We start from the raw sequence: 16524 nt of genomic DNA, 5'->3' as shown, positions 1-16524 counted from the left end.
CGCCCTCGGTATCGAAGAGGAGACCAGAAGTGACGAATTCCGCATCACCCGGCGCGGGTGCGCTGGCCGGGATCCGCGTGGTCGAGCTGGGCCAGTACATCTCGGGTCCGTTCGCGGCCAAGCTGCTCGCCGACCTCGGCGCCGACGTCGTCAAGGTCGAGTCGCCCGAGGGGGACCCGATGCGCCGATGGGAGGGGCGGGCGACCATGAGTCCCCAGTTCGCCGCCTACAACCGGGGCAAGCGCGGGGTCGTGCTCGACCTCAAGAGCGCCGAGGGGCTCGCTGCGCTGTTCGGCCTGGTCGACGATGCCGACATCGTGCTGGACAACTTCCGCCCCGGTGTCGCCGAGCGGCTCGGGTTCGGCCCCGATGTGCTGCACGAACGCAACCCGCGGGTGATCACGTGCTCGATCACCGGTTTCGGCCCCACCGGGCCGGCCGCGAAGCGCCCTGCCTACGACACCGTGATCTCGGCGACCGGGGGAATGTACAGCCAGGTGGTCCCGGCCTCCACGATCCGTCCGCTGGGGCCTGCGTTCTCCGATCTGCTGTCGGGGATGTCGGCCGTACAGGCCGTGCTCGCCGCCCTGCATGCCCGTGACGTCAGCGGGGTGGGTGAGCATGTCGAGGTCACGATGGTGGGTGCCCTGCTCGACTTCCTCACCGAGTCCGCTTCGGCGTTCCTCGAGACCGGACAGGTCTCATCGCCCGACTCGCGTCCGCGCCGCGCGCAGGCCTACGCCTGCCGGGGGTCCGACGACAAGGCCTTCGTGATCCATATGTCGGTGCCGGAGAAGTTCTGGACCGGACTGCTCGACGTGCTCGAGCGGCCCGATCTCGCCGACGACCCGCGCTTCTCGACCCGGGAAGCGCGCGTGCGCAACTATGACGAGCTCGACGTGGTGCTCAAGGAGATCGCCGCCACCCGACCCCGGCAGTACTGGCTCGACCGGCTCGCCGCGCACGACATCCCGCACGGTCCGCTGAACACGATGGGCGACCTGTTCGACGATCCGCAGATCGCGAGCATGGGCCTGGTCGAGGAGATCGAGGGGCCTGATGGCGTGCTGCGCGTCCCGGTGCCCAGCATCCGGTTCCAGCGGTCCGGTCGACCCGAGCTGCGATACGCGCCGGCGCTCGGCGCCGACACCGAGGAGATCACGGGACTGCGGACCGAATCTGAATCCGAACCCGCACGAGCGAAGGAAGGGGCAGCCTGATGTCCGGTATCGACGACATCGTCGCGATCGACGTGCACACCCACCCGCAGACCGAGGAGTTCATCGCGGCGATGGGCCAGCGGCACTCCCAGATGTCGGCGCACTTCGGGCGCGAGCGGCCGGTGGTGTCGTTCGCCGAGCAGGCCGATCAGTACCGCGACCGCAAGATGATGGCCGTGATCGTGAACTCCGACTCGGAGACCACGAGCGGAATCAAGGGTGCACCGAACGACCTCCTCGGCAAGGCGCAGCAGGACCACCCCGATGTGTTCCTCGCCTTCGCCGGCATCGACCCGTGGAAGGGCGAGGCCGCGGTCGCCGAGATCCGTCGGATGCACGCCGAGTACGGCATCAAGGGCGTCGGCGAACTCAACCCGTCGCGGCAGAAGTTCCTCGCCAACGACCGTCGCTTCTTCCCGATCTGGGAGACCTGCGCCGAACTCGGGCTCGTGGTGATGTTCCACTCCGGGTTCCCCGGCGCCGGTGCGGGTACTCCCGGTGGCGGCGGGTATCGGCTCGAGAACGCACGCCCCGTGCCGTACATCGACGACGTGGCCGCAGAGTTCCCCGAGCTGAACATCATCAGCGCGCACCCGGCATGGCCGTGGCACCTCGAGAACCTGGCGATGGTGTGGCACAAGTCGAACGTGTACCTCGACCTGTCGGGGTGGGCGCCGAAGTACCTGCCGCCCGAGGTGGTCCGCTACGCCGATTCGCTGATCTCCGACCGGGTGCTCTTCGGGTCGGACTGGCCCGTGATGACCGCCGACCGCTGGATGGCCGAGTTCGATGAGCTCGGGCTCAAGGAGGAGTCGCGTCGGAAGATCCTGCTCGACAACGCACGCACGCTGTTCCGACTGTGAGCGCGAAGGAAGGAGCCGAACGTGGCTGAACTGGTGATGGCCGCAGCGACCCCGCACAACCCGCTGCTGTGGCGGGCGATGCGCGAGCCGATGCCCGACGATCTCGTGACGGTCGAGGCGAACTTCCGTCGCATCCGTGAGGCGATCTCGGATGCCGGGGTCGACACTCTCATCGTGCTCGGCACCGACCACGTGCGGCAGTTCTTCTCCGACAACTCACCTGCCTTCATCGTCGGCAAAGCCGCCTCGTACCACGGCACCTACGAGAACGAGGTGCGCACCTTCGGGATGGAGTACGCCGAACTGACCGGCAACCCGGAGCTGGCGACCCAGATCACCGGCCGCGAGGTGCTGCCCGAGACCATCGACTTCTCGGTCTCGCACGAGTGGCGGCTCGACCACAGCTTCGTGCTGCCGCTGCAGTACGTGCGTCCGGAGCTCGACCTGCCGATCGTGCCGATCCACGCGAACTCGATCCTGCCTCCGCTGCCGACCGCCGCCCGCTTCGCCGCTCTCGGACACCACCTGCGCACCGCGGTCGAGTCCTGGGACAGCGACGTCAGAGTGGGCCTGCTCACCTCGGGGCACATGGCAACCGACGTGGGTGGCCCGCGCACGTTCAACGGCTCGCCCGATCCGGAGTTCGACGCCGAGGCGGTCGGGTGGATGCGTGACGGCGACCTCGACGGGGCGATCGCCGGATGCCGGTTCGACCGCATCATGGCCGCCGGCAACGTCACGTACCAGTACGTGAACATCGTCGCCGCGCTCGCCGCCATGCAGGGGCGCCCGGCCGAACTCGCGGAGGCCACGACCTCGCGCTTCGCCTCCAGTCCGTTCTTCCTCTGGAGGGCCGCATCGTGAGCCGGTACATGATGAACAAGTTCATCCGCGCCGTCGAGATGAGCACCGCGAACGTGAACGCCTACGTCGCCGACACCGAGGGGTTCGTCGACGGGTGGCTCGCCGGGGGAGCGGGGCCCGACGCGGTCGCCGACGACCGGGTGCTGACCCCCGAGGAGCGCACCGCCTTCGTCAACCGCGACTACGGCGCGCTCTACGGTCTCGGCGCGCATCCGTATCTGCTGTGGCACTTCACCGAAGCCGTCTACGAGCACGAGTACACCGAGGGCTTCGGATGGCGCGAACTCGTCGAGCGATACCGGGCCGCGATCATCCCGTACGGCGAGGTCGACGACATCCCCTGACCTCGTGGAACGCCTGTGCGCAGGCGCGACGGATGCCCCGTGGGTGGGGTTTCCACGGGGCATCCGCCCATTCTGCGCCGGCGTCGAACGACGGTGTGAGCTGGGGGCTACGAATCCGTCGACGTGTGGGGTGGACGCAGCGGCGCACCGGCGGTGCGGGTCTCCTCCCCCGAGGACGGCCGCACCACCGGCGTCCTCACTACGCCGTCACGAGACGACGTCGCAGGAGTCCGGCGCTTCCGAGGAGGAGCAGGACGGCGGCGAGTGCGAGCAGTCCGACCGGCGACGGAGCGCCGGTCATCGCGAGCCCTGACGCCTGACCGGTCGTCGCCGCGCCCGAGGCGAAGGCGGCTCCGGCCGTCGAGACCGGAGTCGTTCCGGGCGTCGTTCCCGGGTTGGTTCCGGGGTTGGTTCCGGGATCCGTTCCGGGGTCGGTGCCGGGATCGGTGCCGGGGTCGGTTCCCGTGCCGGGGTCGGTCACCGTCGCCTCGCCGATCACGGAGATGGCGTTTCCGCCCAGCGTGATGGGAAGGCTGATCGGCAGCGCCAGTTGGGTGCCGCCGAGGATGCCGTCGGTTCCGGTGGTGGTGTTGCCTCCGGTGGTGGGGGCGGTTCCTCCGGTGCTGCTGCCGGTGCCGGTGCGGGTGACGGTGGCGTCGTCGAGGACGGAGATCGCGTTGCCGGTCACGCCGATGGGGGCGGTGACGGGTGCCGTGATCTGGGTGCCGCCGAGGACGCTGTCGGTTCCGGTGGTGGTGTTGCCTCCGGTGGCGGGGGCTGCCGGTGCGGTGGTGTTTCCACCGGTGCCGGTGCCGGTGCGGGTGACGGTGGCGTCGTCGAGGACGGAGATCGCGTTCCCCGACACCGTGACCGGTGCCGTGACGGGCGCCGTCGCCTGCGTGCCGCCGAGGATCGCGTCTTCGCCCGACGTTCCCGCCGACGTGGCGGGAGCGGGGGGAGCGGTCGAGCCGGCGGTGCCGGTTCCCGTGGAGCTCGTGTCACCGAGCAACGAGATCGCGTTCCCCGACACCGTCACCGGTGCCGTGATGGGCGCGATGACCTGTGTGCCGCTGCCGATGCCGTCGTCACCGGATGTGGTCGCACCCACGGGAGCGGAGGAGGCCGGTGCTGCGGCCCCCTGCGCGTTCGGAGTGGTGCTCTCGGTGTCGCCGACCAGCGACACGGCGTTGCCCGTGACGGTGACCGGTGCGTTGACCGCGAGCAGCGCCTGCGTGCCCGAGAGCACACCGTCCAGACCGTTCGTGGTCACGAGAGGCGCTTCGGCCTGGGGAGCCGGGCTCGGGGAAGTGGCGGCCGGGGCGCTGGTCGTCGATGTGTCGAGCACGCTCACCGCGTTGTTCGACACGGTGACGGGAAGGTTCACGGTCACCGCGGCCTGAGTGCCGGATGCCGTGCCCGAGTCACCGCTCGTCTGTGCGGGTGCGGGTGCGGGTGCGGGTGCGGGTGCCGGGGCAGGCGCGGGCGCGGGTGCGGGTGCCGGGGCAGGCCCGGGCGCCGGAGCCGGAGCAGGCGCGGTGGACACGGCGTCGCTCAGCACCGAGATCGCGTTGTTCACGACCGAGATCGGTGCGGTGATCGCTGTCTCCACCTGTGTGCCGGAGAGCAATCCGTCGTCTCCGGTCGTCTCAGCCGCGTTCGCGGCCGTCGCGCCGAGGAGCGTGATGCCCCCGGCGATGAGCGTGCCCCAGAGGGCCCGCTTGATGAAAGTACGCATGATCGTTCTCCTGACTGGATGGATCGTCTGATGGGTGCGCGCGATCACATGCGCGCGCAGCACGGCATCTGTCGTTCCCGGGGGAACGACGTGACGATCCGTCAGTCAGGAGAGACGTCGGTGTCGGCGACCGTCGACGAGGGAAGCTCGTCGTCGGAGGCGCCGGATGTCCGCTCGCCAGCACGGAGCGGAGAAGAGTTCGCGTCGCTGAGGCGCGCGGGGGATGCGCCGCTCCCGCCGCCGGAACCGGCGGAGGAGGACGCGGGGACTGTGGTGCCTGGCGGGCTCCCCGACGGGGGAGCAGTGGGCACAGAAGTAGCGTGTTCGGTGGTGGCGCTGATCGCGGTGGAGAGCGCGCCAGACGGCGGGGACACGGTCGACCGTACAGCTGTCGGCGAAACCGCCGGGGTCGCTGCGGAGCTCTCCGTCGCGGGGGCGGCCGTCGGAGTGACCGGGGCTTCGGCGACGTCCGTGGGGCCTTCGCCGGGTTCGGGCGGCGTCGTCGGGTTGAGCGCTTCGAGCACGGGCGGAACCGTCTCGTTCGTGACGTTCCCGAGAAGAGCGGTGGTGTCATCGACGACGCCGACGACGTCACCCACCGCGGAGATCAGCCCGAGGTCGGAGACGAGTCCGCCGACCACGGGGACGCGGGAGACCGCGTCGAGAATCGGATCGGTGATCTGAGAGACCGGTGCGTCGGTCAGGGCATCGGTGACGGGTGTGACGACCGCGGTCGCGGTCTCGGTCACGGTGTTCACAACGGGTGCGACGGCCGGACCGACGACGGGTGCGTTCACGATCGGCTCGGTCACGGTGGCGACCACGGCGGGGACGGCCTGCTGCACGGGCGCGACCACCTGTGTCACCACGGGGGCGACCACCTGCGTGACGACCGGGGTCACGGGGGCCGTGACGGCCGACACCGTGTCGCTGACGAGCGAGGTGAGTCCGTCGAGCGGGCCGTCCTGTTCGTCCGCGTGCGCGGATCCGCCCGCGAGGAGAACCGTGAGCGTCGCCCAGGCGAGCACGCCGATGCCACCCCAGAAGACGGCGGCAGGTATGCCGCGTCGGGTGGCCCGAACGTCCACGTCGACCTCCCCCTCCGAAGGCAACGTACGTCGACGCCGTTGCGTCGATTGGGGCTGACGATACTCGCGCACGGACGTCGTGTCTAGAGGGTTCTCCGCGCGTTTCCGGGGATGTCCGGGTGTGACGCGCCCGGAGAAATCTCGGCTTGACTTTCCCCAAGTTCTACACATCCCATCCCCGCGGAGGGCAACCTTCAATGCCCGATTTAAACTGATTTCCATCCACAGGCTGGGGAAACGATAAAAGCCAGTTCAAGTGGAATTAAAAAGTTTCGTATCCCGGTCCTCCACGGGGTTATCCACACCCGTTGTGCACAGACACTCCGAGTTTGTTCGCACGCTCTCCACAGAGTTATCCACAGGCCGTCTTGCATGTGGAAACAGTCGCTCGTAGCGTGGGCGGGCGACCGAATGTCGGAGGCAGCTGTTTTGCTGTTCAGAGCGGTGTGAGGGCCGAAGGCCGCACGGGCCCCGCCGTCGAAGCGTCTCATCAGAACATCGCATCGGAAACGTCGCATCGAAGGGAAGACTGTGTCGATCGCTGACATCTCAGAGGAGCGCATGGGCGCGAAGCGCGCGCCGGAACGCACGCCTCCCCACGACCTTCTCGCCGAGCAGAGCGCGCTGGGCGGAATGCTCCTGTCGAAGGATGCGGTCGCCGATGTGATCGAGACGCTCAAGGGTGCCGACTTCTACATCCCGAAGCACGAGCTCATCTTCGAGGCCATCCTCTCGCTGTACTCGCACGGTGAGCCCACCGATGTCGTCGCCGTCACCGACGAGCTCATCAAGACAGGCGAGCTCGGCCGCGCCGGCGGTGCCGACTACCTGCACACGCTGACGTCGATCGTCCCCACGGCGGCCAACGCCGGCTACTACGCGGGCATCGTCTCCGAGCGCGCGATCCTGCGCCGGCTCGTCGATGCGGGCACGCGCATCGTGCAGCTCGGGTACGCCGGTGAGGGCGATGCGACCGACATCGTCAACAACGCGCAGGCCGAGATCTACTCGATCACCGGATCCGAGACCGCCGAAGACTACGTCCCGCTGCAGATCGCCGTCGACGCCGCGCTCGAGGAGATCGAGGCCGCCAGCGGCCGCGACGGATCGATGACCGGAGTGCCGACCGGCTTCAAAGAGCTCGACGAACTGACGAACGGCCTCCACGGCGGGCAGATGATCGTCGTCGCCGCTCGACCCGCCATGGGTAAGTCCACGCTCGCGCTCGACTTCGCGCGCGCCGCATCCATCGGGCACAACCTCCCCTCCGTCTTCTTCTCCCTCGAGATGGGCAAGAGCGAGATCGCCATGCGTCTGCTCAGCGCCGAGGGTGCGATCCCGCTGCAGAACATGCGAAAGGGAAACCTCGACCCGCGCGACTGGACCACCGTCGCCGCCACCCGAGGGCGCATCAACGACGCCCCGCTCTACATCGACGACAGCCCGAACATGACCCTCGTCGAGATCCGGGCGAAGTGCCGTCGACTGAAGCAGCGCGAAGGACTGCGCATGGTCATCATCGACTACCTGCAGCTGATGACCTCGGGCAAGCGCGTCGAGTCGCGTCAGCAGGAGGTCTCGGAGTTCTCCCGAAGCCTCAAGCTCATCGCCAAGGAGTTGCAGGTTCCGGTCATCGCCCTCTCGCAACTGAACCGTGGTCCCGAGCAGCGCACCGACAAGAAGCCCGCGATCAGCGACCTGCGAGAGTCGGGCTCGATCGAGCAGGACGCCGACATGGTCATCCTGCTGCACCGCGACTCGGTGTACGACAAAGACGTGCGTCCGGGCGAGGCCGACCTCATCGTCGCCAAGCACCGTAACGGACCTACCGCGACGATCACCGTCGCGTTCCAGGGGCACTACTCGCGCTTCATGGACATGGCCCCCGGCGGCGACTTCAACTGAGCGTCGGCTCCGTCGCTCACAGCGGGGTGGGAGCGAGGGGAGTGAAGTCGAGGGGATCCGGTTCGCGGTCGCCTCGACGAAGCCATTCGATCGCTTCATAGAGGTCGTCACCTATGCGCGTCAGTGAGTTGAAGCGAGACGTGTGGAAGATCGGCAGTTCGCCGTCGTCGTCTCGGGCACCGGTGTCCCAGGCGAGGTAGTCGCCGTTCTCGCTCATCGCGAAGACGACGAGGCGCTCTGCGATGCTCCAGGAGCCGTCGGGTTCGATCTTCCAGTCGTACCCTTCGGCCCGCCCTTCCCGGAAGTCACGGTGCAGCGCCCCGGTCAGGTATCAGCCCCGACCCACCACGCCGTCGCCGAATCCGGAGGGGACCGGCGTGTAGATGAGCCAGAGCCCGACGGTCAGATTCCATCGCGGTTCGCTCTCCACCCCCGAATGCTACCGACCGAAACGCATACGCTCACGCAACATCGGATGCGGTGAGGTGGGCGTATGGCTCACTCCGCTCACTCTCGCCCGTCGTCCGGCCCGCGGTTCCTCGTCGCGGGCCTCGCGGCTCCGGCGGTCGTCGCCGTCACGCTGACGCCGCGCCGGTTCGCGAGCCCTGCTCGTGCGCTCTTCATGGACCTCGCCCATGTCTTCGCGGCGCCTCTGGTCGAGCCGATGACCTTCATCGAGGTGGAGAGCACCCTCAACGCACTGCTCTTCGTCCCTCTCGGAGCCGCGGTGGCGCTTGCGCTCAGCCGGCGGCTCTGGATGCTCGCGCCCGTGCTCGTCTTCTGTGCGTCGTTCGCGATCGAGAGTGTCCAGGCCGCGATCCCTGGGCGTGTCCCTGACGTGCAGGACATCGTGTGGAACACGATCGGCGGGATCATCGGCGCCGTCGCGGTGGGAATCGTGCGAGGGCTCTGGGCCCTGGGGCGACGGCGTTCGTGAGGACGCCGTGGGCCCACGCGCCTATCGGGCGGCGTCGCGCCGAGGCGGAGCGTCATCCCATCGGGGTGACGGGAGGTGCAGCAGCACCAGACCGATGCCGGCGATCACGGAGTTGCGGAAGGCGGGGTCGAGCCCGTTCCACGACGTGGAGCGCCACATCTGGAACCACTCGCCGCCGATGGAGATGAATCCGCCCACGAAGAGCAGGATGATCATCACGAGTCCGATCGACGACCACACGCGGGCGGCGTGGAAGCCGTGGCCGAGGAATCCGCGCACGAAGAACACGACCGCGACGATCAGGACGATCGCGCTCAGCGACTCCCAGATGATCACGCCGATGTACGCGATGTTCCACAGCACGGGATTGTCGATCGCCCGCCACATCACGTCAGGGTCGAGACCTTTTCCGGTCTCCTGGCCGAAGTTCGTGGTGTCCATCGCGAGCACGTGCTGCACGAAGTCGAAGTTCGTGCCGTAGTCGGTGATGTTGCCGAGGGCGACGAGGAAGATGTAGAGCCCGTTAACGAGGACGAGCGCGGCTGCGGCGAAGGGCAGCGAGCCGAGAAGGTGCCAACGAGGTGAGCGCAGCGGTGCGTCGGTCGTAGTCATGACCAGACAGTATCGGTCGGCTGTCCTCGCGTCGAGGATGGCCTCAGTCACGCGGTCGACGGGGATCCCGGGTCGTTTCCGGGAAGCGTGGGAGCATCCGCGTCGACACTCCGGCCGCCGCGACGACGAGTGCGAGCGCGGCGAGTCCGATCGGCAGTGTCGCAGCGACCGCGATGCCGCCGACGAGCACGGGCCCGCCGGCATCCCCGAGTTCGCGCCCGAGCTCCGCCGTGCCCATCGTGCGGCCCATACGCTCGTGCGGTGTCGTGTCGGCGAGGTGTGCGAACGCGAATGGTGTGGCGAAGCCGATCCCGATTCCGAGAAGTCCCGCGGCGACGTAGAGCCCGGGCAGTGCGGGGACGAGTGCGGCCGTCATGGTGCCGGTGGTGATGGTCGCAAGGCCCAGCGCCATCCCCGCTCGATCGCTCATATGGGCGCTGTCGCGCAGTCTTCCCGCCCAGGGTTGAGTGAGCGTCGAACTCAGTGCCAGGACGGACGCGAGCGCGATGCTCGCGAGCAATGGCGCGTCCTGGCCGCTCGCCATGGCGGGGAGGAAGCCGATCGATGCGCCGAGTGCCCCTGTGGAGGCTGCCAGGGCCAGGGTAGGCACGAGGAACCCCCGCTCGGTCGTCTGGCGGACGAGGTCTGCGACGGTGTAACGCGGGCGCGGGAGGGGATCGAGGCGGGGGAGGGTGACCGCCACCCAGAACGCGGTCAGGATCGCGACGGCGCTCAGAATGGTGAAGAGGAGCGCGAAGCCACCCGTGAAGATCAGTGCGGCGCCGATGAGTGGACCCAGCGTGTAGCCGAGTCCCTTCCAGGAACCGTATCTGCCGAAGTATCGCCCCTTCGCGCCCGGGGCTGCGAGCCGTGCGACCGTTGCAGAAGAGGCCGGCGAGAATGCCGACGCCGCCGCGCCCTGCCCGAGCCGCGCGACGGCGAGGGCGATGGTGTTCGACGACCACAGCCCCACGAGCGACACGATCCCGAAGGCGAGGAGCCCGAAGACGATCACGGGTTTGGCGCCGATGCGGTCGGCCAGCGAACCGAAAACCGGCTTGAGGAACACCTCGGCGAGGTCGTAGACAGCCAGGAGCGCGCCCATCCGCAGGAGGTCGAGACCAATGTCCTGCCCCGTCGCCCCGATGCCGGCCGCGATGCTGTGGGCGCCGAAAGCAGTGACGAACCCCGCGGCGTAGAGCGGGGCGATCGTCCGCGCGGCGACCGCCGGCTCGCTCACGCGTGAACGGCCTGGTAGACGAGGTCGGTGAACCGCGCGAGCTCGGCGACGCATGTGGCGAGTTCACGGTCGGCCTCCTTGGATGAAGGGGATCCGAACACGTCGCGGCTGCGAATGGTGCGATGCCACCGCTGCAGGCGATCGAGGCTCTGCTCCTCCTCTTCGAGCTCGGCAAGAGTGAACTTCTTCTTGTCGATCTCGCGCGCGATCTCGGCCTCGTACTTCCTGCAGTCGGCGATGAACTCCGTCCAGTCATCGGCCCGCGCAGCATCGAAGAGTTCTCGAAGCGCGGCGGTGTCGCCCCCGTCTGCCTGGGTGCGGAGTACGAGGATGGCGCCGTCGCCGCGCTGAGCGAGGGCGCGGGCGCGCTCGACTCCCGCGACACACGCCGGAACCTCCGGGACCACCCAGGTTCCCTGCCCCGCAGGGACCGCTCCGAACTGGCGCAGCTCTCGCCAGACCGCGACACGGTGCCTCGAGGGAGTTGCGGGCACCTGTACCAGGAGCACGAGCCAACGATCGAGATTCGTCACAGTGAGAATGTAACAGTCGTTACATCCCTTCGGCGAAGAGTTGCCGGATACCGTGGAGGGGAGCGATCGCGAGCAGACAGGGAGGGGCGAGCCTTGGCGAATGACTCCGGGAGCGACGTGCGCATCCGCGACGGATATGCCGCGCGTGCCACCGAGTACACGGAGCTGTTCGGTGACATCGGGCAGATGGATGACATCGACCGGGAGCGCATCGGACGCTGGGCGGATGGCATCGACGGGCGCATTCTCGATGTCGGCTGCGGGCCCGGGCACTGGACCGCCTTCCTCGTCGATCGAGGCGCTGACGCCGAGGGCATCGACCTCGTGCCGGAATTCGTCGACGATGCCTCCGCACGGTTCCCGCAGGTGCCGTATCGGGTGGCGTCGCTGACCGACGCCGACGTCCCGGCGGGCTCACTCGGTGGCATGCTCGCCTGGTACTCGCTGATCCATGCGGCTCCGGATGAGTTGCCGGCCCTGCTCGCGGCCGCTCGGCGCGCGATCCGCGAGGGCGGTCACCTGCTGATCGGGTTCTTCGACGGGACGGACGGCGAGCCGTTCCCGCACGCGGTCACCACGGCGCACTACTGGTCGGTGGACGGGATGTCGGCGCTGCTCGAATGCGCGGGATTCTCCGTGCTCGACAGCGATGCGCGGGTACAGGACGGACGGCGTCCGCACGCGTCGATCAGCGCCGTCGCGTTCTGATCGCAGCGTGCGGACGTGCGGTGTCGATCAGGCGAGACTGCGGAAGAACTTCCGGATGTCCTCGGCGAGAAGCTCCGGCTCCTCCATCGCCGGGAAGTGCCCGCCCTCGGTGAACTCGCTCCAATGGCTGATCGCACCGGTCGGATCCATCGTGCGCCGAATCAGCGGATGGGTGTCGAACACGGCCCAGCCGGCCGGTACCCCTGCCGGCACGGCGAAGTCGAGCTCGGCGTGCTCCGACTCGTAGAAGAACTGCGCGACGGAAGCGCCACTGCGAGTGAACCAGTACAGGCTCACGTTCGTCAGGAGCTGGTCGCGGTCTACCTCCGGTGCCAGGAACCCCTCATCGGTCCTGCGCTTGAACTTCTCGACGATCCACGCGAGCTGACCGACGGGCGAGTCCGTGAGCGCCGGTCCGATCGTGTCCGGTCGATGGTTGTGCATGCCGATGTAGCCGCGCTCTGCCGCACTCGCGACGTGTGCGGCCTCGAGCTGGGCGAGCTCTTCCTCTGACAGGCCCTCGGGGGCGGGGAACATGTTGCCGACCAGCCCGAGCCATACGCGGTCGCTGCCGAAGTGGGTGCCGATGACGCGGTCGGGGTGGATCCCTGCAAGTCGTCCGGTGATGCCCGTGCCGACGTCGGTGCCGTGGGTCGCGAACCGGTCGTAGCCGAAGCGTGTCATGATCTCGGCGTAGGCTTCCGCCGTCCGTGCGAGGTCCCACCCGGTACCGGACAGCGGGTTCGAGAAGCCCAGGCCGGGCAACGACGGGATGACCACGTGGAACTCGTCGGTCAGCAACGGGATCAGTCGTAGGTACTCGACGAACGACGCCGGCCAACTGTCGCTGAGGAGCAGCGGCGTGGCCTGCGGGTTCGCCGACCGCGCGTGGAGCACGTGGAACGTCTGGCCTTCGATGACCGTGGTGAACTGCTCGTGCATGTTGAGGGTCGCCTCCTGCGCCCGCCAGTCGAAGCCGTCGCGCCAGTACTCGGCGAGCTCCTTCAGATACGGAAGCGGGGTGCCCCGACGGAAGTCGGCGCGATCGTCTCGACCGGGCACGGCAAGCGGCCACTGTATACGGGTCAGGCGATCGTGAAGATCATCGACGGCGCTGTGCGGGATGTCGATGCGGAAAGGGGTGAGAGAGGTGTTCTGGGTCATGCTGTTCACGCTCTCAGGCAATGCGGAAGACCAGCTTCCGCATTTGCTGAGAGGATCAGACATGCTCGAGACCTCGGCCCGTCTGCTGGAACTGCTGTCGTTGCTTCAGCTCAGACGGGACTGGACGAGTTCCGCACTCGCCGACCGACTGGGTGTGAGCACGAGGACCGTGCGCGCCGACATCGGCAAGCTCCGCTCGCTCGGCTATCCCGTGGACGCGCGACCCGGTGTCGCCGGCGGGTACCGGCTGGCCGCGGGGGCGGCGATGCCTCCACTGTTGCTCGACGATGACGAAGCCGTCGCCGTCGCGGTCGGCCTGGGGGCGGCGGCGACCTGGCGGCTCGGCGTCGAAGAGACCTCGCTCACCGCCCTCGCCAAGCTGGAGCAGGTGATGCCCGCCCGCCTCCGCCGCCGTGTCGACGCGATCCGGAAGGCGACCAGCGTGGTTCCCGGGGCCGAACCCCCACTCGATCTCGCAGCACTCAGCACGGTCGCCGCGGCGATTCGCGGTCACGAACGGCTCCGCTTCGGCTACGCGAAGCCGGGTGGCAGCGAAGAGCCGCGGCATGCCGAACCGCAGCGGCTGGTGAGCTGGGGGCCGGTCTGGTACCTGCTCGCGTGGGACCTCGATCGAGACGACTGGCGCATCTTCCGCGTCGATCGCATGATTCCGCGGGTGCCGACCGGGGTGCGCTTCCGACCCCGCGCGATCCCGGAGGGCGATGTCGTCGAGTACGTCGTGCGTCGTGTCACGGAGACCTCCACTTCGTGAGGCTCAGGCGGGAGCACTGGGCAGTCGGAAGGTCGTCCGCGGGATGTCGTCGACGAAGCGGTGCGCCAGCGCGAAGGCCTGCTCCTCGGTGAGGCGGTGCTCTGCGACGAGAGTGGACAGGTAGCCCGCATCGAGTCGTCGGGACATGTCGTGGCGAGCGGGAATGGAGCAGAAGGCCCGGGTGTCGTCGACGAACCCGCTGGTCTTCGTGAAACCGGCGCTGTCCGTCACCGACCGGCGGTAGCGGGAGATGGCGTCGGGGGTGTCGAGGAACCACCACGGTGCACCGGCGTACACAGACGGGTAGAAGCCGGCGAGTGGACCGATCTCTCGACTGAACGCGGTCTCGTCGACCGTGAACAGCACCATCCGGAACGTCTCGTCGGTGCCGAAGTCGTTGAGGATCGGGGTGAGCGGACGCGTGAAGGCGGCGACATCCGGCAGGTCGTGTCCGCTGTCCGGGCCGAAGCGCGCGAGCGTGTCTCGGTGGTGGTTGCGGATCACGCCCGGGTGCAGCTGCATCACGAGTCCGTCCTCAGACGACATCTCGGCGAGTCGGTACAGCATGTTGCGGCGGTATGCCGTCGCGGCTTCCGTGGTGACGTCCCCCCGGAGCCCGGCGGCGTGGATGCGCTCTGCGTCGGCACTCGTCAGCGGCTGCGAGCCGGCGTCGAGCACACCGGTGTCGGTGGCCGTGCCGCCCGCCGCCCGGAATGCGGTCCGTCGGCGGCGCAGGGCGTCGAGCAGCCCGGCGTAGCTCGCGGCATCGGTGTCGGCAGCTTCCGACAGCTCCGAGAGTGCAGCCGACCATCCCTCGGCCGACGGATCCATGTAGCGGTCGGCGCGAAACGTCGGAAGCACGTGCCCGCGGAAGGACGGATCGTCGCGCAGTCGTGCATGCGCGGCGAGGTCGTCGGCGGGGTCGTCGGTCGTCGCGAGCACCTCGATGCGGAAGCGCTCGAACAGCGCCCGTGGGTGGAATGCGGGGATTCGCAGTTGCGCGTCGATGTGTGCGTACAGCTCATCGGCATTGCCCGCGCTCGGCTGCTCGGTCACCCCGAACACCTCGGACAGCGACGACTCGAACCAGTAGCGCACCGGCGTTCCGAGGAAGACGTCCCAGTTCGCGCAGAACGCCCGCCACACCTCCTGCGGATCGGCGGGTGCGGCTCCGCGACCCAGCGCGCCGAGGGGCACACCGACGGCGTGGAGCAGGCGCAGCACATAGTGGTCGGGAGTGATCAACAGCGTCGCAGGATCGGAGAACGGTTCGTCGTCGGCGAGCAGCGCGGCGTCGACATGCCCGTGCGGCGACAGGATCGGTGCCGCAGCGACCGCGTCGTACAGCCGGCGGGCGAGCTCGCGCACGCCGGGATCGGCGGGGAGGAGTCGGTCGGCGTGCGGGCTGAGCGCAGTGTTCATGAGTCTCCTCCAGGGGTGCGGCGGGGTGCGGAGCCGGTCGACTCCCGCACGGTCAGGTGGGTGGGCAGTGCGGCGATGTGCCGTCGGTTGAGCGCGCCCGCTCCGATGCGCTCGCTCTGCAGGCGGTCGAGCAGCATCGACACGGACAGGCGTGCGGCCTGCTCGATCGGAGCGGTGAGGGTCGTGAGTGGCGGGTTGCAGAAGTCGGCGCCGAAGATGTCGTCGCAGCCGACGATGCTCATGTCCTCCGGAACGCGCACGCCGCGTTCCTTGAGCCGGATCAGCATGCCGATCGCGAGGAGGTCGTTGAAAGCCACGCAGGCGGTCGCACCGGTGTTCAGTGCGGCATCCGCCGCCGCCGCTCCCGCCTTCGTGCGGGGCTGGTACGGCCCCACCTTCGTGTGCTCGATCCCGAGGCGCTCGCACGCGGCCGCCACGGCCCGCCAGCGGAGATTGCTCGCCCAGCTGGTCGGGGGACCGGCCACGTAGCAGATGCGTCGATGCCCCAGGGAGGCGAGGTGCTCGACGGCCTGGTCGAAGCCGAGCGGCGTGTCGATGAACACCGACGGCACTCCGGGCACGGCACGGTTCAGGGCCACGAGGGGGAGCTCGGTGCTGAGCTCGGCCAGCCGCTCGTCGGACAGGCGGGACGCGGTCAGGATCGCTCCGTCGTAGGAGCTGCGCAGTTCTTCGAGGGTGCTCTCCTCCATCTCGGGGGACTCCTCGGTGTGCACCAGGATCTGCGAGTAGCCCGCCACCCGCAGGGCCTGCTGGGTACCGCGGATGATCCCGAAGTAGAACGGGTTCGTGACGTCGGAGACCAGCACGGCGACCATGCGGGTCGACGGCGTCGATGCCGTGCCGGAGGCGGCGGTGGGCGTGTAGCCGAGGTCCTTCGCGACGCGGATGATGCGGTCGCGGGTGCCGGGGTTGCCACGGCCGGGGACGGCGAGGGCGCGCGACGCCGTGGAGATCGCGACGCCGGCGGCATCGGCCACATCGGCGAGCGTCGGCCGGTGCGAAGGCGGTGTGGGGGACGACATGGGGCAACAGAATCACAAGATGGCAATTACTGGCAATGAATTGCTAACAATTGCCACGCTTGCCTACCTTGGCG

17 protein-coding genes are annotated in these 16524 nt (G+C 68.6%); 8 read left to right on the top strand and 9 right to left on the bottom strand.

From position 1 onward, the window contains the following. Positions 1-29 precede the first annotated feature (29 nt). The 4 genes from GZ64_RS0117700 to GZ64_RS0117685 are packed head-to-tail and all read left to right on the top strand — an operon-like array spanning position 30 to position 3291. On the top strand, positions 30-1220 hold the full coding sequence (locus GZ64_RS0117700; protein WP_029268015.1) for a CaiB/BaiF CoA transferase family protein: 1191 nt from the start codon (positions 30-32) through the stop codon (positions 1218-1220). Continuing rightward, positions 1220-2083 carry an amidohydrolase family protein gene (locus GZ64_RS0117695; RefSeq protein ID WP_029260743.1) on the top strand — a complete coding sequence of 288 codons (864 nt, stop codon included), beginning with the start codon at positions 1220-1222 and terminating at the stop codon, positions 2081-2083. Before GZ64_RS0117700 ends, GZ64_RS0117695 begins: the two co-directional genes overlap by 1 nt. Before the next feature lie 21 nt (positions 2084-2104). Further along, on the top strand, positions 2105-2947 hold the full coding sequence (locus tag GZ64_RS0117690) for a hypothetical protein (RefSeq protein WP_051668215.1): 843 nt from the start codon (positions 2105-2107) through the stop codon (positions 2945-2947). After that, positions 2944-3291: a hypothetical protein gene (locus tag GZ64_RS0117685; RefSeq protein WP_021199426.1), complete on the top strand. Its 348-nt coding sequence runs from the start codon at positions 2944-2946 to the stop codon at positions 3289-3291. The genes GZ64_RS0117690 and GZ64_RS0117685 overlap by 4 nt, the downstream gene beginning before the upstream one ends. A gap of 199 nt (positions 3292-3490) precedes the next feature. Here GZ64_RS0117685 and GZ64_RS0117680 read toward each other — a convergent pair whose 3' ends face one another. Together GZ64_RS0117680 and GZ64_RS0117675 are read right to left on the bottom strand one after the other, a co-directional pair. Further along, the gene (locus GZ64_RS0117680) at positions 3491-5026 is read right to left on the bottom strand and encodes a hypothetical protein (protein ID WP_029268009.1); all 1536 of its coding nucleotides are present in this window, start codon (positions 5024-5026) and stop codon (positions 3491-3493) included. Positions 5027-5127: 101 nt separating this feature from the next. Next, the gene (locus GZ64_RS0117675) at positions 5128-6114 is read right to left on the bottom strand and encodes a hypothetical protein (protein WP_029268007.1); all 987 of its coding nucleotides are present in this window, start codon (positions 6112-6114) and stop codon (positions 5128-5130) included. Between the two features lie 531 nt (positions 6115-6645). Here GZ64_RS0117675 and dnaB point away from each other — a divergent pair. Next, a complete protein-coding gene (dnaB, locus tag GZ64_RS0117670) occupies positions 6646-8019 on the top strand; it encodes a replicative DNA helicase (protein WP_017829839.1) in 1374 nt (457 codons plus the stop codon). Positions 8020-8035: 16 nt separating this feature from the next. On the opposite strand, the gene GZ64_RS19550 is transcribed toward dnaB, so the two are convergent. Beyond that, on the bottom strand, positions 8036-8236 hold the full coding sequence (locus GZ64_RS19550; protein WP_051668214.1) for a hypothetical protein: 201 nt from the start codon (positions 8234-8236) through the stop codon (positions 8036-8038). A gap of 276 nt (positions 8237-8512) precedes the next feature. On the opposite strand from GZ64_RS19550, the gene GZ64_RS0117660 reads away from it, so the two are divergent. Beyond that, positions 8513-8956, top strand: coding sequence for a VanZ family protein (locus GZ64_RS0117660; RefSeq protein ID WP_029268006.1), 444 nt, complete (start codon positions 8513-8515; stop codon positions 8954-8956). 21 nt (positions 8957-8977) lie between these two features. Here GZ64_RS0117660 and GZ64_RS0117655 read toward each other — a convergent pair whose 3' ends face one another. From GZ64_RS0117655 to GZ64_RS0117645, 3 genes are read right to left on the bottom strand one after another with little or no spacing between them, the layout of a single operon-like run. After that, a complete protein-coding gene (locus GZ64_RS0117655; RefSeq protein WP_029268005.1) occupies positions 8978-9568 on the bottom strand; it encodes a DUF2165 domain-containing protein in 591 nt (196 codons plus the stop codon). Positions 9569-9611: 43 nt separating this feature from the next. After that, entirely contained in the window at positions 9612-10808 is a 1197-nt protein-coding gene (locus GZ64_RS0117650) for an MFS transporter (RefSeq protein WP_029268004.1), read from the bottom strand. Further along, positions 10805-11341 (bottom strand): Chromate resistance protein ChrB, encoded by a 537-nt coding sequence (locus GZ64_RS0117645; protein ID WP_021199433.1) that lies wholly within the window; start codon positions 11339-11341, stop codon positions 10805-10807. The genes GZ64_RS0117650 and GZ64_RS0117645 overlap by 4 nt, the downstream gene beginning before the upstream one ends. A 93-nt stretch (positions 11342-11434) precedes the next feature. On the opposite strand from GZ64_RS0117645, the gene GZ64_RS0117640 reads away from it, so the two are divergent. Continuing rightward, the gene (locus tag GZ64_RS0117640; RefSeq protein ID WP_029268003.1) at positions 11435-12049 is read left to right on the top strand and encodes a class I SAM-dependent methyltransferase; all 615 of its coding nucleotides are present in this window, start codon (positions 11435-11437) and stop codon (positions 12047-12049) included. A gap of 27 nt (positions 12050-12076) precedes the next feature. On the opposite strand, the gene GZ64_RS0117635 is transcribed toward GZ64_RS0117640, so the two are convergent. Continuing rightward, positions 12077-13213 carry an epoxide hydrolase family protein gene (locus tag GZ64_RS0117635; protein ID WP_029268001.1) on the bottom strand — a complete coding sequence of 379 codons (1137 nt, stop codon included), beginning with the start codon at positions 13211-13213 and terminating at the stop codon, positions 12077-12079. Positions 13214-13274: 61 nt separating this feature from the next. On the opposite strand from GZ64_RS0117635, the gene GZ64_RS19275 reads away from it, so the two are divergent. Beyond that, positions 13275-13985 (top strand): helix-turn-helix transcriptional regulator, encoded by a 711-nt coding sequence (locus tag GZ64_RS19275; RefSeq protein WP_197020544.1) that lies wholly within the window; start codon positions 13275-13277, stop codon positions 13983-13985. A 3-nt stretch (positions 13986-13988) separates the two neighbouring features. Here the strand turns inward: GZ64_RS19275 and uxaC are convergent, their stop codons facing one another. Together uxaC and GZ64_RS0117620 are read right to left on the bottom strand one after the other, a co-directional pair. Next, a complete protein-coding gene (gene uxaC / locus GZ64_RS0117625; protein ID WP_029267999.1) occupies positions 13989-15407 on the bottom strand; it encodes a glucuronate isomerase in 1419 nt (472 codons plus the stop codon). Then, entirely contained in the window at positions 15404-16450 is a 1047-nt protein-coding gene (locus tag GZ64_RS0117620; protein WP_021199438.1) for a LacI family DNA-binding transcriptional regulator, read from the bottom strand. Before GZ64_RS0117620 ends, uxaC begins: the two co-directional genes overlap by 4 nt. Positions 16451-16524 lie beyond the last annotated feature (74 nt).

The sequence above is a fragment of the Microbacterium sp. Cr-K32 genome (assembly GCF_000708345.1).
In the GTDB taxonomy this organism is placed as follows: domain Bacteria; phylum Actinomycetota; class Actinomycetes; order Actinomycetales; family Microbacteriaceae; genus Microbacterium; species Microbacterium maritypicum_A.
Note: the sequence above shows the minus strand (reverse complement) of the source record. Positions and strands in the feature narration are given on the sequence as shown.